The sequence below is a fragment of the Dyella sp. AtDHG13 genome, assembly GCF_003201105.1.
Lineage (GTDB): Bacteria > Pseudomonadota > Gammaproteobacteria > Xanthomonadales > Rhodanobacteraceae > Dyella > Dyella jiangningensis_B.
The window spans coordinates 1-16,052 of record NZ_QICJ01000002.1 but is presented as its reverse complement, the minus strand read 5'-3'; the positions used below and the strand labels follow the sequence as shown (position 1 = coordinate 16,052).

The following is a 16,052-nucleotide window of genomic DNA, read 5'->3' as shown; positions in this document are numbered from 1 at the left end:
TTCCGACACTCGGCGTCTTTTCGAGCGGCCTTCGCGGAAGCGGGAGCGTCTCGTCGCGTCCAGGACGCACACGCCTGTAGCCATGAAATGACAAGGGATAGGGGTCTCGTGAGCAAGACGGTCAGGTCGCAGCAGGTTTCCGCCACATCGTCGCGCGCCGTACCCGGCCGACGCCCCCTGGCACAGTGGATCGCCGCCGCGCTGGCGATGGGCGCCATGCATGCCCACGCGGGTGCGCCGCCGCTCAGCCAGGCATGGCTGGCAGGGCAGCGCGCCAACGCCGCGCCCGCGCCCAATCCTGCAGCGGCCGGCATGCCGGACACCAGCGGCCTGGCGGCGCAGACGTCCGGCCAGTTGCTGCAGCAGCGCGTGGTGCAGCAGTCCATCGCCAACCTCAACAATGCGGCGGCCGCGGTTGCCGCGCAGCTCAGCGCACAGCAGGCGGCGCAGCAGGCTGCCCAGCAACTCGCCTCGCCGGTCCCCGATGGCATCGCCGCGGGCGGCCTGCAGGTCGCGGCCGGCGCGGCCACCCATCCCTTGCTGTGGCAGAACGCCAACGCGCCGGTGCAGACGCTGGCCGCGGGCAAGACCACGGTGCAGGTGAAGCAGACCGCGCAGAAGGCCATCCTCACCTGGGACAGCTTCAACATCGGCCGCAACACCACGCTCTATTTCAACCAGAGCGGCGGCACGCAGTCCGACGGCAGCAACAACTGGATCGCGCTCAACCGCATCCAGGATCCCAGCGGTTCGCCCAGCCAGATCTTTGGCCAGATCAAGGCCGAAGGCACGGTGTACCTGCTCAACCGCAACGGCATCCTGTTCGGCTCGGGTAGCCAGGTGAACACGGGGTCGTTCCTGGCCAGTTCGTTGAACCTGCTGGGGAGCGATGTCGCGACGAGCAATGCGGCTTTCCTGGCCGGCGGCATCAATAGCCCGTCGACCATCAACGGCTTCCTGTTCGATGGCGCCTTCACCGATGGTCGCAACCACGACGTGGTGATCCAGAAGGGCGCCTCGATCACCACGGGCCCCCAGGGTTTCGCACTGATCGCCGCACCCAATGTTTCCAACGCCGGCTCGGTCATCGCCGACGATGGCCAGGCGATACTGGCGGCCGGCGCGCAGTTCAGCAATGCCTCGGCGGGAAGCCCGCTGAGTTCGTTGCAGGTATACGCCAGCGATGGCGGCCGAGCGGGCCAGCCATACATCCCCGGTACCGTCACCAACACGGGCCTGGTGCAGTCGCGGCGCGGGCAGGTGCACATGCTCGGCTACAACGTCAATCAGGCCGGCGTGGCGCTGGCGTCGACCAGCATCAGCTACCCCGGCAGCATCGAGCTCAACGCCGCGGATCGCGGCGGCTGGAATACCAACACCAACTCCGTCAGCTACCAATACAATGGCTCGCTGGTATTGGCCCCCGGCTCGGTGACCGCCATTCTCCCGGAGAAGGATGGCAGCACGACGTCTTCCACGGCGGCAGCGAATACCGCGTTCAAGAGCAGCCGGCTCTCGCTCTCCGGTGGCATGGTCACGCTGCAGTCCAACGCGCTGCTCGAGGCGCCGAGCGCGTCGCTGTCGCTGACGGCCACCCTGGACAACAATGACACTCGCCCGACCGCCGGCCGCATCTATATCGACAATGGCGCGGTGGTGGACGTTTCCGGCCTTGCCGACGTCAACCTGCCGATGTCGGCGTTGCTGGTCAGCGTGCCGCGCATTGGCCAGAACGAGCTGGCGGACTCGCCGCTGCTGCGCAACAGCTTTCTCTATACGCAGAAGAATGTGCTGATCGACAGCACGCAGAGCGGCACGCGCGCCGATGGCCTGAACTGGGTGGGCAGCCCCATCCTGAATGTCGCGGGCTATGTGCAGAACATGCCGCGCGACATCGCCCAGATGATGACGGCGGGCGGCAGCGTTTCGCTCAACGGTTCGGAAGTCATCGTGCGCAGCGGCGCACAGCTCAATCTGGATGGCGGCTTCCTGTCGTATCAGCCCGGCTGGGTGAGTACGCCGAACCTGCTCGGCGCCAACGGGCGTATCTACAACATCGCCAGCGCCGATCCCAACGTGGATGTCGTCGGCTTCGCCGGCAATTTCACCGCGGACCACGCGCGCTGGGGCATCAGCGAGAACTTCACCAATCCGCTGCTTGCGGGCATCGGCCGCTGGGATCCGGGCTTCATCGTGGGCAGCGATGCGGGCGCGCTGAACATCAATACGACCAATGCCCTGGTGCTCGACGGCCTGATCACCGCACAGGCCTTTGCCGGGCGCGACCAGGCGGGGCAGGGCAAGCAGCCCGATGGCGGCAGCCTCAGCCTGAACTCCTCCATCGCGGCCAGCACCAACCGCACCCAGTACGCCGCCGGCATCATGCTGCAGCAGTCGGCGCTGGTGCTGGAAGATCGCGTCCCCGATTTCGATGCGCAGACACCTTGGGATTCGGCGCTGTCTTCGCAGGCCAGCCATACGCCGACGGACGACGACCTGCGCTACTGGGTGCCGGTGTCGGCCGACATGGTGCGCAACGGCGGCTTCTCGCACTTCACCATCGCCGGCAGCGCCACCGGGCAGATCACGGAGAAAGCGGGAACGCAGCTGAGCGTGATGCCGGGCGGAAGCATTTCGCTCAACGGTTCGCACATTGACATATTCGGTTCCCTGAGTGCTCCCGCGGGCTCCATTGCCATCGCGTCCGGCAATACATCGACTGTCTGGGGGAATAGGTCCGATCCCACGCTGGTGATCAACCCTGAGCTCACGCCCGACAACGACATCACCATCGGTGCCGGCGCGGTGCTCAGTGCGCGCGGCCTGTGGGTGAACGACATGGGCAAGTCCGCCGATGCGCTGATCGGCGACCGCTACGCCAATGGCGGCAGCATCTCGCTGACCGCGGGCCAGGTTTATGCGCCGGGGACGAATAGGGATGGCACCGGCTCGGTCATCCTGCGGCCGGGCAGCACGCTGGACGTATCCGGCGGCGGTTACGTCAAGCCCAGCGGCGAGGTGGAACTGAACCAGGGTGTCCCGGTGGGTCATGGCGGCGACATCGCCCTGCAGACCTATGGCTCTTCCCAGGGGAGCGATGCTTTCAATGGCAGCGGCGGCACACCCCCGCCGGTGCTGGACAGCGGTGCGCTGGTGCTGGGCGGCAACCTGCTGGGTTATGGCTTCAGTGGCGGTGGAACACTCACGCTGCAGGCCGCTTCCATCCAGATCGGCGGCGACCCCAGCGCCTTGTCGACGTCGAACGGCCTGTATCTCGATCCCTCGTTCTTCAGTGGCAAGGGCTTCGACCATTACGCACTCACCGCGGTCACCGACGGCATCATCGCGCCCGGCGCGCAGATCCACGTCTCCCGGCAAAACCTGCTGCCCGACTACCAGGCGCTGCTTGCCGCGCCGACCGGAACGGACCTGTACGCCGCGGATGCAGCGCACCCGGGCGGCATCTATGCAACGGTGGGTGCACTCGATGTCTACCATCGCTACGTCACGCGGGATATCTCGGCAGGACACGGGCCCGGCTTTTCGCTCAGTGCGGGCCGCTATCTGGATTGGCAGGTCAGCTGGGCTAATCCCGAGTTGGGCGCGCCGGTCTATCAGGGCGTGAGCGGCTCCGTGGTGCTGGGCGAAGGGGCCAGCATCGCGACCGACGCGGGCGGCGATGTGGCGCTGCAGGGTACGCAGGCGACCACGGTGCTCGGCAGCATCGATGCGCCCGGTGGCGCCATCGATCTTTCCACCCGGCGACTGGTGCGCGGAGCCGGTCTTCCCAGCGTGACGCCGGAGCTGTGGCTGGGCTCGTCGTCCGTGCTGGACGCCTCCGGCGTCTCGCTGATCAATCCGTGGGCCAGCGCGGTCAACACCATCGATCCGGCGACAGGCCGGCTGGGTCTGGTGGTTCCGCGCAGCGGCACCGTGCTCGATGGCGGCAGCGTCACGCTGACGGCCAACAACGGCTATCTGGTGGCGCAGCAGGGCAGCGAGATCAATGTGTCCGGTGCTTCGGACCACTATGACCTGCCGGCGAGCGGCAGCGTCCTGGGCGGTACGAACCCGTACGTCAGCACGCCGGTGTGGAGCGATGCCGGAAGCATTGACCTTGCCGCGCAGGCGGGGCTGTTCTTCGACGCGGGCCTCTCCGCGCATGGCGGCAGTGCCGAGGCCGAAGGCGGCAGCCTTGGCATCGTCGGCCTTACCCGCACCAACCCGATCCAGCGCGAGGCACCTGCGGCGACCGCCATCGTGTTCCAGTCATCGGGCAATCTCGTCCCGACGGGTCTGGCCCCGGGCAGCGCGGTGGAATCGGGCACGCCTTCGGGGGTGCTCCATTTCGCGGTGGATCGCCTTGCGGGCTCCGGCGTGACGTCGGTGTCGGTCGGTCCGGATCTTTCCACGTTGTACAGCTCGTCGGCGAAGCAGGTCGTGCTGCCGCTGGCTTTCGCAGGCGACACCAACCTCACGCTGGGCCGCTCCTTCACCGCCAATGTCTCCGCGCTGCAGGCGCTTCCCGCGGGCGCGACGGCGCCGGGTGCGGCTAACGGCTACACCACGGGCAACGCGAACGTACAGATCAACGCGCCCTACGTGGGCATCACCGGCGTGGGCGTCAATGCCGACGGAATTGCGGTGGCGACCCCGATGACGCCGGCGGCGCTGGCGGGCGATGGGCGGCTGCAGGTCAACGCGGACTTCATCGACCTGGGTGGCTGGCTGAACCTGCAGCGCTGGGCCAACGCCGACTTCCATTCCACGGGCGATATCCGCTTCTACGAAACGCCCGCGTTTGCCTACTCGGGCGGCGCCGGCAACGCGGGGCTGCTGTTCACCACGGGCAACCTGCAGTTCCAGGCTGCGCAGATCTACCCTGCGAGCGACTACGCCTTCATCGTCGATGCCAACGCTTCCGGTTTGAAGGATGCGGCGGGACAGGCACTGACCACCACGGTCACCTTCCTCCCCAACGGCAGCAGCACGACGCCGCTTTCCGCTGGCGGCGCACTGCTGGTGGCAGCGGATCACATCGAGCAGCAGGGTACGCTTCGTGTGCCGTCCGGCACGCTGGCGCTCGGCGTGAGCGATCCCGTCGCGCAGGCCCGCGCCTTTGGCGTGGATCCCAGCCTGTATCCGCTGGCGGTCACGCAGTCGGTGCATCTGGCGCCGGGCAGCCTTACCTCCGTTTCGCTGGGCGGGCAGACCGTGCCCTTCGGCACCACGGTCGATGGCGTGGAGTGGCGCTACAACGGCGATCCCAACAGGGACTCGGCCGACCTCACGGCCGCGCCGGCCAAGCAGATCGAGATCAACGGCAGCGCGCTGTCGCTGGATGCGGGCGCCGGCGTGGACGTATCGGGTGGCGGCCATTTGCAGGCGTCCGAGTGGGTCACGGGCACCGGCGGTTCACGCGATGTACTGGCGCAGTACCAGACCAGCTACGAGAACAGCACTGCGGGCATCAAGGTGCCGCAGTACGCGGATGGCCGCGCCGTCTATGCGATCGTACCGGGCTATGCCTCGCCCGTCGCGCCGCACGATGCGGCATTCGACAAGCTCGGCAACGCCGCGCCCGCGGTAGGGCAGCAGGTCTATCTGTCGGGTGCGCCCGGCCTGCCGGCGGGCTACTACACGCTGCTGCCGGCGCAGTACGCCACGCTTCCGGGCGCCTATCGCGTAGTGCAGGACACCAGCGCGACGGATACGGTGTTCGGCCGCAGCGCGGTGCAGGCCGACGGCACGCTCAGCGTCAATGGCTACTTTGCCGACGCCCTGACCGGTGCCCGCGGCGCCCGCAACACCACCTTCCTGCTGCAGTCGGAAAGCGTGTGGCAGCAGTACTCGCAATATCGCCTCACGGACGCGGACACCTTCTTCTCCAGCCTCGCCACCAAGGCCGGCCAGATCGCGCCGCCGGCCGTGGCTGATGCGGGCCGCGTGGCGCTGGCCGCCACGCAGTCGCTCAACCTCGGCACGACCTTGACGGCAACGCCAGCCGCTGGCGGGCGCGGTTCGCTGGTGGACATTTCCGACAAGGCAATCGAGATCGTCGACGCAGGGCAGGCCGGTACGGACGGCTATCTCACGCTGTCGGTGGATGGTCTCAATGCGCTCGGTGCGGGCAGCCTGTTGATCGGCGGTTCGCGGCAGTTCACCGGCAGCGGCTACCAGGTCAGCGTTTCGGCCGACAGCGTGGTGCTGGCCAACGACGCGGCGCATCCGCTGCAGGGCCCGGAGGTTCTGCTTGCGGCGGACGGCAACGGCAACCCCGGCGCGCAGGGCGTGGTGCTGCAGGGCGGCAGCGCCCTGGCGGCCACCGGCAGCGGCAACGGCACCGGCAGCATTCCGCTGATCTTCGGCCAGGTGGCCGGTACGGATGCCGCCGGCAATGCCCTCGCCGCGGTCAAGGGCGACGGCGCGTTGCTGCGCGTGTCGCAGAACGGCACGGCCGCGGTGGTGCGCAACAACACCTCGGCGGCGGGCGTGGGGCAACTGGTGATCGGCGCGGGCGCGCGCGTGGATGGCGGCAGCGCGCTGACGCTGGACGCCAGCGGCGCCACCAGCGTGGATCCGACCGCGGCCCTGTCGGCGCAGGCCATCGACAGCTACAGCAACCAGATCTCGTTCCTCGGCGCTGGCGCCACGCTGGCGCCGGGCACTGGAGGATTCGTCATCGGCGCCGACACGCTGGGCCTGCTGCGCAACGCGCAGAGCCTGACGCTGCGCAGCCGCAACGGCATCAGTTTCTACGGCAATGTCGATATCGACCTGCCGCACGACCTCAGCCTGAGCGCGGGTACCTTCATCGGCAACGGCGGCTCGGTCACCATCGCGGCGGACCGCCTGAGCCTATCCAACGACCTCGGCGCGAGCAGCGCAGCGTTCTCCAACGGCCCCGGGCAGTTCACGGTTCGCGCCAACGAGCTGGACTTCGGCAACGGCAGCACCGGCCTGAGCGGCTTCGGCAGCTTCAGCGCCACGGCCGCGCAGAGCGTGCGCGGGCAGGGCAACGGCGCGTTCCAATTCGGGGCGGCCAATGTCAGCCTCGCCACGCCGTTGCTGCTGGCGGACAACGCTTCGACCATGCAGTTGACCACCAGTGGCGCCCTCGATGTCACCGGCTCGGCGGGCGTCGCGCCTGCGGGCGTGATGGGCGGTGCGCTGCAGCTGACGGGCGGCTCGGTATCCATCGGCACGGCGGTCGCCGCGCCGGCCGGCAACCTCGACATCGAAGCGACGAATGGCGATGTCACCGTAAGCGGTGGCGGCAGGCTCTCCGTGGCCGGCATCAACAAGACCTTCTACGACACCACCACCTATGCGCCGGGCGGCGCGCTCAGCATCACGTCCGACCATGGCGCGGTGAATCTTGCGCCGGGTTCGGCCATCGACTTTTCCGGCGCGAGCGCGGGCGGCGATGCAGGCAGCCTTACGCTTCAGGCCGGCACTCAGGTGGCGCTGGGCGGCCGCTTGTCGGGCGGCGCCGGCAGCGGTTACCGCGCGGGCTATTTCACCGTAGGCAGCGGCGGGGCGCTCGATCTGGATGCGCTGGTGGACATCGCCGGCGGCGCGGGTGCCACCGGGCTGTTCCAGGCGAGCAGCGGCGCGGGCAACCTCGTGCTTTCCGCCGGCCACACGCTGGCGGCACAACGCGTCTATCTCAACGCCAACGGCGGCGGCGCGGGCGATGCCGGCGGCGGACAGGTGCTGATCGACGGCACCGTGAACGCGGCGGGCGCGTCCGGCAGCAACATCTCGCTGTACGGCAACAAGGGCGTGGACATCGAAGGCCGCCTGATCGCGACCAGCAGCATCCCCGCGCAGCGTGGCGGCACGGTGGCCATCGGCACGAGCGGCACGCCGGGCGGCGGCTACAACGGCACCTACGGCTATGAAAACGTGGCTGCCGCCGACTCGGGCTATATCCACCTGGGCAGCGGGGCGGTGATCGATGTGTCGGGCGGTTCGTCCGACAGCTTCTCCGGCGGCTCGGTCAGCATGCGCGCGCCGCTGCTGTCGGATGGAGACGTGCGCATCGCCGTGGACAACACCTCGTCGATCAAGGGCGCGCGCGTCGTCACCATCGAGCCGTATGCCATCTGGAGCACCAAGGATACGACATCGGGCAGATACCATTTCGACGGCGTGATCGATCCGGCTGGCTGGTACGGCGATACGCCGCTCAGCGGTGCGCCAACCCTGGTCGCCGGCCAGTGGGCCGATGCCAAGGGCAATTTGCTTGCCGCGCCCACTACCGCGGACCAGCTGCAGCAGTACCTGCAGAACGACTATTTCATCCCCACCCAGGCCAATGGCGATCACGCCGGTTTCTACGGCTACATCGACGGCGACGCGAGCAAGGGCGCCGGCACCTTGATGGGCTACGTGCAGCAGCCGGGCTACACCTTCGGCAACCGCTATGCGGGCATCGCCAACGTGCAGCTCCGGCCGGGGATCGAGCTGGACAACCCGGCGGATGGCGCGCTGCAGGGCAAGATTTCCGTCCTCACCAACTGGAACCTCGGCGCCGGCACCACGCAGCCGGACGGCAGCATCGTGCTGGCGTATCGCTACCAGGGGCTCGCGCCCATCCTCACGGTGCGCGCTGCCGGAGACCTGGACATCCAGGCCAGCATCACCGACGGCTTCTATCAGCAGAACAGCGGCGCGCAGCTTGCCGACCCACCGCCACCGCCGGCGCCGCCCGCGCCACCGCCGTCGGACAACGGCTATGCGACCGCGCTTGCCGCGTACCAGGCCAGCCAGCAGTACCTGGATGCCAACAACCTCTGGAACGGCACCATCAACCTGCATGCCGGCAACGCCGCGCAGGGCTATACGCCGGGCGGCGGCAAGGCAAACATCACCGCCGACCCGTATTACCAGGCGGTGCAGGCGCCGTTGACCGCGCAGTCGGCGAACTACTACACCAACTACGAGGCCTACATCGGCGACATCGGCAAGGGCCAGGTCGGCACCTGGGCCTACGATTTCTACCTGATCAACAACGTTCCGAGCCGCTACTTCCTTGCCTATTCGCCAACGACGCTGGTGGCGCCGCAACCGGGCGCCTATACCGCGTATACCGATTACGTGTCGGCCTACCAGAGCTGGCTGCAGTCCAACTTCGGCAGCGCCCCCATCGCCAAACGCCTGACCACGCCTTCGCCCCTGTTGTTGCCGCTGGACACGGACTACACCGCGTATACGACCGACTACGCGAGCTACATCACGGGACACAAGGCGTATTTCGGCTACGTGTTCCAGCGCGTGGGCTCCCTTTCCATCGGCACGCAGCTTTTCTACGCGCCGTTCGCGCCGGCAGCCGATCCGGTTGAACCCGCCTACAACCAGGCGCTGACCAACTATCGGGCCACGCTGCAGTACCTGGATGCCAATGGCATCTGGAACGGCACCATCAACCTCAAGCCGGGTTCGGCCAGCGTGGGTTACACGCCGGGCGGCGGCAAGGCCAGCCTGGCCAACGATCCGTATTACCAGCCGCTGCAAGCGCCCCTGGCAGGCCAGTCCGCCAATTACTACACGAACTACGAGGCCTATATTGGCGAGATCAACACCAACAAGAATCCTCAGGGCCTCACCTGGGCCGGTGCGTTTGCCGCGTACAACAACAACTCGGCTCGCTACTTCCTGGCCTACCAGCCCACGCCGCTGATCGCTCCGCAACCGTCGGCCTATACCGACTACGCCGATTACGTGTCGGCTTACCAGGCCTGGCTGCAAGGCAATTTCAATGCGACGAGCGCAAAGCGAAGCACCACACCGTCGCCGCTGCTGCTTCCCACCGACACCGACTACACCGCTTACACCAGCGACTACGCGACGTACATCACGGGGCATCTGAACTACTGGAGCTACGTGTACAACCGCGTCGGCAGCACATTGATCGGCTCGCAGCTTTTCTATGCACCGTTCGCACCGGCGGCCAATCCGTTCACGTCCGGTGGCGGCACGCCACCGCCGCCCACCCATGTGGATGTCCCGGCGAGCGCCGTCAACAACAGCCCGTCGAACATGCCGTCGCTGGGCAGTCCGGCATCGCTGCAGTCGGCCACCTTGCTCGGCGGCTCCAGCTCGTCCTACCGCTTCGTCGCCGGAGCGGCCGCCGGCGGTGCCGACCCGCTCGCCACGGTGGCCAACAGCGGCAATGTCTCGTTCGATGGCCATTTCGCGTTCGTGGACAGCCTGACCGCACCCTCTGCCAGCCCCTACAACGGCAAGACGTGGTTGTTCCCGACCACCGTGCGTACCGGCAGCGGATCCATCGACATCGCCTCCGGTGGCGATATCGACTGGCTCGACGCCGCCTCGCCGGCAGCCGTCTATACCGCTGGCGTGCCTGCCGATGGCACCACCGCCAGCACGGCCGTGTCGGCCATCCGTCCGTCCTGGATCGATTCGTTGTCTGATCCGTACATGCCGAACATGCTGAGCACCGGCCAGGTGAATCCGGTGCAGGGCGGCGACGTGAGCCTTGCCGCGCAGGGCGACATCAACGCCATCCAGTCCGTGGTCGATACGACGGGGCGCGTGACCAAGGGGGCTTCCGGCACCGACATTTCGCAGTACTGGTGGCAGTGGATGCAGACGGGCAATGCCGCGGACGGCAGCGCATCGTCGATCAACTTTGCCAACTTCGACCAGGGCGTGATGAGCGTGGGTGGCAATGTATCGGTGACGGCCGGCGGCGACATCAGCCAGCTTTCCGTGTCGCTTCCCACCACGTGGTATGCGAACGCCAGCCGCACCGGCATCACCACCGTGGGCGGCGGCAACCTGAGTGTGGATGCGGGACGCAACATCCTCAGCGGCGCGTACTTCGTCGCCAAGGGTACGGCCGACATGCACGCGGGCGGGCTTATCGGCAGCAACCTCAGCTATACCGTGCCATCGTCAAATTCCAACTTTGGCGGCATCACCAGCGGCGTGTCGACGCTGCTGGCGCTGCAGGACGCGCAGTTCAACGTGCAGGCCAGGCTGGGCGCCGATATCGGCGGCATCTACAACCCGTCTTACCTGGCGGGGGGCGGCAACACCAACACGGCATCCATCAACAGGCTGCTTCCTGCGCAACGGTTCGATTCGCAGAGCTACAGCCCCAACTCGTCGGTTCAGGTGGCTTCCGCGCAGGGTGACGTTGTCCTCGACAGCCTCAGTGTGCCGGCCATGCTGTTCGACACGGCCAATGCCCAGCTCACAAGCGAGTCCGGCCTCAATCCGGGCGCCATCCTGCCTTCGACGATCGACCTGCAGGCACTGTCGGGCAACGTGGACATGCGGGGCGCGGGCGCGCTGTATCCGTCGGCCACGGGCAACCTGAGCATGCTGGCCGGCGAGAACGTCAAGCTCAGCCAGCAGGTCTACACCATGCAGGCCAATGGCGTGGATGTATCCAACCTTGGCCTGATCGACGCGTCGGCCGACCTGCTTCCCTCGGCGCTGCAGCCCAGCGGCTCGGGCGGTGCTTCCGCCTCCAATCTGTGGGCGGCGAGCTACCTCATGGGTGCCGACCCGTCGCTGTTGCACCAGGCCGACCCGTTGCACGCCGACGATGCGGATCCGGTGCGCATCTACGCCATGGGCGGCGATCTGACCGACGGCATCACTTCGCCCACGGGTTTCCTGTATCGCTCGCTCCTGCTGTTGCCCAACAAGCCGGCCTTGGTCTACGCCGGCAGGGACGTCGTGAACCTGTCCTTCTCGGGACAGCACCTGCGAGACGCGGACGTCACCCGCATCGTCGCGGGGCGCGATATCTACGACGGGCAGATCAGCACGAACTTCTTCATTAACGGCAACAGCGGCAAGAAGGACTATGGCGCCTACACGCTTGCGCCGGCGTTGCTGCTCGGTGGTCCCGGCAGTTTCCTCGTCCAGGCCGGGCGCAACATCGGCCCGCTGGCCAACCAGACGGAGGTTGCGGGCAATGCCGCAGTGGCGACCATCAACCAGGGCGGCTATACCGGCATCGAGACCATCGGCAATCTGATCAACCCGTACCTGCCGCATGAGAGCGCGGACATCGACGTGCTCTATGGCGTGGGACCGGGCATGGAGGTCGGTCGCTTCATCGCCAGTTACGTGGACAGCACCACCGATGGCGTCAACCTGATGCCCGAACTGGTGCAGTTCATGGAAAGGCGCGTGGCCGGCCAGGTGGTCGATACCGGTTTCGCGCAGGACAAGCTCACGGTGAACCTGACGCCGCAGCAGGCGCGGGAACTCTTCGGCGAACAGCCCGACTACGTGCAGCGCCAGTTCGTATCGCAGTCCCTGTTCAAGATCCTTGCGCAGGTGGGCGCCGACTACAACGACCCTTCCAGCCCTTACTACGGCAAGTACGCGCGCGGCTACGCGGCGATCGGCGCGCTGTTCCCCGCGTCGCTGGGCTACACCTCCAACGGCGCCGGGCAGGGCGGGGTCAACGGCGCCGCCACCACGGTGGACACTGGCGACCTGGATATCCGCAGCTCCACCATCCAGACCCAGCAGGGCGGCGACATCACCATCCTGGGGCCGGGCGGACAGGCCCTGCTCGGCAGCACGTCGGCGCCGCCTGTCATCACCGATAGCAGCGGCAACGTCATCGCGGGCCCCAACAGCATGGGCGTGCTGACGCTGGAGAAGGGCGACATCAACATCTTCACCGACCGCAGCGTGCTGCTGGCGCAGAGCCGCATCTTCACGGAGCAGGGCGGCAGCCTGGTGATGTGGAGTTCCAACGGCGACATCAATGCCGGCCAGGGCGCCAAGACGACCGCGGAAATTCCGCCGCCGACCTATCTGTGCACGTGGGACGCATGGTGCCGCATCGATGCGCGCGGGCAGGTCAGCGGCGCCGGCATCGCGACCCTGCAGACGATCCCTGGCGCACCGACCGGCAACGTGTACCTGATCGCGCCACGCGGCACGGTGGACGCCGGTGATGCGGGCATTCGCGTCTCGGGCAACCTGATTGTCGCGGCGGCGCAGGTGGCGAACGCGGACAACATCCAGGTGCAGGGCGAAAAGATCGGCGTGCCGGTGGCGGCCTCGGTGAACGTGGGTGCGCTCAACGCTGCTAGCGCCGCGGCCAATGCGGTGACCAAGGCCGTGGACGACGTGAACAAACAGCAGCAGGACGATGCGCGCAACAAGCTGCCCTCGGTGATTTCGGTGCAGGTGCTCGGCTTCGGCGATGGCACCGGCGCCATCAACGACAAGGATCGTCGCCGGCGTTACGACCCCAACAGTCCGGTGCAGGTACTGGGCGCGGGGCAGCTCAGCCTGCGCGCAAAGGAACAGCTGACGCCGGAGGAGCGCGCACGGCTTGCCGAATAAGCGCGTGGCTGCGATGGCATGGACTGGCGGCCGGTGGTGTTTCATCCCGGCCGCGCATAAACCGAATGGAAAATCCCGGATTGACCATTCGAAAATCGGCAGTCAAGCGAATCCGGCGCGCCCCGTGCGCCGGCCTGGGTTCCTTATTTCCGGTTAATCGATATCGAACCCGTGCGATGTAATGGATTATTCATTCCAATGGCCATGGAAATACCCGGAGAGCTTCGGGATAACGGCCGCCTCGCGGCATTTTCCCAGGCGTTGCGACAGCTTATCGACGCGCATCAGGAAAGGGCGGCGGAGCGTTTGATCGGACAATGCAGCCGGGCATTTTCGAGACGGCTGCTCGAATATCCCGTGGTGGCCTGGCATGCGCGCTCCAGCTACGTGGTGCGAAACCGGCTGCGGCGCAAGATCGACGCGGTGCCCGAGGCGCTGGCCGCCGACACGCTGCTGCCGCTGGTGCCCGTGCTCAATGTCTGGTGCCAGGAAGGCCGCCGCAGCGCGGTGCGCGGCGTCGTGCGCGAGATGGACAGCCGTGATCTTCACGAGCTTTCGTCCAAGCCCGGCCTCGATCCGGAGGTCGCGACGATGATCCGCGAATTTATCGATTGACGCGAAAGTGTGATTTGCGTCGTGATTTAAATGCTCGCAAAACTTTCATGCATTCATCACCTGCGTGACATCGTTTGTGTCATGCCAAATTTGTCCAATAAAAAACGGCGAATATCGGTAATGCCTGCGTCATTTTCATTTACTTCAATTCTTAATCGCCGCGTCACTGTTGCAACGTAAAACATATTTGGCCTCCATTCCGGAGGTATTTCTGCCAAGGGGTTTGTCATGATTTTCGGGTCCAATGGAAATACCCGCATGAAGGCGCTCGCGGGCGCGCTCGTTCTTGGTATGGCCGCTGTTGCATCGGCCGCTCAGGCTGGCACCAACCTCGTGGGCGGCGGCGCTACGCTGCCGGCCCTCGGCTACACGGGTGCGGACGTTTCGCATCGCCTGCTGTCGCCGGTGGAAGGTTCGCTGCTTGCCGCGTATTCCGCCCAGACGGGCAACCCGCAGACCTACTACTGCCAGACCGGCAGTGGCGCGGGCAAGAACATCCTGGCCGGCGGCACGATCGGTGGCGTGAGCTACAACGTGCAGAACGCCTGCCCGGACAGCCCGACGCCGACGGGCTTCGGCGCCAATGACACGGGCGTCGGCCGTCCCGACCTGACCCAGCCGAACTTCGCCGGTGCGGATTCGCCGCTCAGCGCCACCGACTACAACAACTACCGCACGAATCGTCCCACCAGCTACCCGGTGGAGTTCCCGGCCGTCGCCGGCGCGGTCGCCATTGCGTTCAACAAGTCCGGCGTGAGCTCGCTGGCGTTGAACGACACGCAGGTCTGCCAGATCTTCTCCGGCAAGATCACCGACTGGAACCAGATCTCCAGCGCTTCCGGCCCGATCAAGGTCGTCTACCGCTCCGACGGCAGCGGCACCAGCTTCGGCTTCAGCAACCACCTGTCCGCCGTGTGCGGTGGCACGGCCAGCCAGCATTTCGTGACCGACCAGGCCTTCACCAACGTCGTCGCCAAGTTCTTCACCAGCGGCCTGCCGTCCACCTGGAGCGGCCAGAGCGGCAACCCCGCCGTTGCCAACGCCGTGGCCGCCACGGACGGCACCATCGCCTACGTCGAAGCGGCCAACACGCTGCCGCCGGGCGTCGGTGCCGCCACCGTCAACGGCAAGGATCCGTTCAATGACTTCGGCGCTTCGCCGCTGTCCATCAGCAGCACCAGCATCAACTACAACAGCGTCATCAACGGTGCCGACGCCACCACCGGTCGCCCGGTGATCGCCGCTATCTCCGGTGCGCCGTCCACCCAGTGCATCGCGCTGGTCGATCCCTCGGCTTATGCCAACCCGTCGTCGGGCTATCCGATCGTGGCGGTGTCGTACCTGCTGGCCAACAGCGCGCACAACGGTTCGGACACCACCGCTGTGAAGAACCTGATGTGGGCGCCGTACAACTCCGCGATCACCAGCCAGGTCAGCACCATCGGCCAGTTCACCGGCCTGTCGTTCCTGAGCACCAGCCTCACCCAGACCCAGGTGCAGGGCTGCGTGGGTACCTGATCGACTTAGCAGTGGTTGTTTTGCCGTGGAACGTGGGAGAGGGCGGGGGCTCTCTCTCACGTTCTTTTGCATGTAGGACAAGCTGTCATGCGCGCGTGGCAGCCTGTGGCGAATCATGGCGTTCGAGTAGGCTTATGTCTTCGCAGGCGGTTGCACTTCATCGTAACGACTCGGCGTTGGCCGACGAGGCGCCGCTGTTTCGCCAACTGCTCGCCAAGGGGCGGCTGAAGGATACCGACCTCGCCCGCGCGCGCCGCCTGCACGAGGAATCCCCCGACGGCACGCTGACGGCCTTGATGGCGCGGCTGGGCCTGGTGTCCGAACGCGACCTGGCGGAAGCCTGGTCGGAGTTGCTCGATACGCCGCTCTTGTCCGCGCGCGAGGCGCCGGACATGCCGCCGGCGGAGCTGGATGTGTCGGTGCGTTTCCTGAAGCAGCAGCACGTGGTGCCGGTGCGGGTGGGGGAGGAGGGCCTGGCGCTGGTGGTGTCGGACCCGGCCGATCCGTATCCCTTGCAGGCGATGCAGCTGGCGGCGGGGCGGCCGGTGGCGATGCGCATTGGCTTGCGT

Annotated in this window: 4 protein-coding genes and 1 pseudogene; 4 read left to right on the top strand and 1 reads right to left on the bottom strand. The window is 66.7% G+C overall.

What is annotated here, in order from left to right; translation table 11 throughout:
- The first annotated feature begins 108 nt into the window (after positions 1-108).
- Both BDW41_RS02880 and BDW41_RS22905 read left to right on the top strand, forming a co-directional pair.
- Positions 109-13,350, top strand: a complete 13,242-nt coding sequence (locus tag BDW41_RS02880) for a filamentous haemagglutinin family protein (protein WP_074546438.1) — start codon at positions 109-111, stop codon at positions 13,348-13,350.
- 198 nt (positions 13,351-13,548) lie between these two features.
- Positions 13,549-13,965 carry a hypothetical protein gene (locus BDW41_RS22905; RefSeq protein ID WP_146217292.1) on the top strand — a complete coding sequence of 139 codons (417 nt, stop codon included), beginning with the start codon at positions 13,549-13,551 and terminating at the stop codon, positions 13,963-13,965.
- Positions 13,966-14,021: 56 nt separating this feature from the next.
- On the opposite strand, the gene BDW41_RS23640 is transcribed toward BDW41_RS22905, so the two are convergent.
- Positions 14,022-14,195, bottom strand: coding sequence for a hypothetical protein (locus tag BDW41_RS23640; RefSeq protein WP_233496750.1), 174 nt, complete (start codon positions 14,193-14,195; stop codon positions 14,022-14,024).
- Between the two features lie 28 nt (positions 14,196-14,223).
- Here BDW41_RS23640 and BDW41_RS02870 point away from each other — a divergent pair, with 28 nt between their 5' ends.
- On the top strand, positions 14,224-15,483 hold the full coding sequence (locus BDW41_RS02870; RefSeq protein ID WP_074546431.1) for a substrate-binding domain-containing protein: 1,260 nt from the start codon (positions 14,224-14,226) through the stop codon (positions 15,481-15,483).
- A 134-nt stretch (positions 15,484-15,617) separates the two neighbouring features.
- Positions 15,618-16,052, top strand: a pseudogene (locus tag BDW41_RS02865) (type II secretion system protein GspE); the annotation flags it as partial.

Bases quoted from the DNA above. Each gene is read 5' to 3' on its own strand.
- BDW41_RS22905 (WP_146217292.1), top strand. From the start codon at position 13,549: ATGGCCATGGAAATACCCGGAGAGCTTCGGGATAACGGCCGCCTCGCG.
- BDW41_RS02870 (WP_074546431.1), top strand. From the start codon at position 14,224: ATGAAGGCGCTCGCGGGCGCGCTCGTTCTTGGTATGGCCGCTGTTGCA.
- BDW41_RS23640 (WP_233496750.1), bottom strand. From the start codon at position 14,195: ATGACAAACCCCTTGGCAGAAATACCTCCGGAATGGAGGCCAAATATG.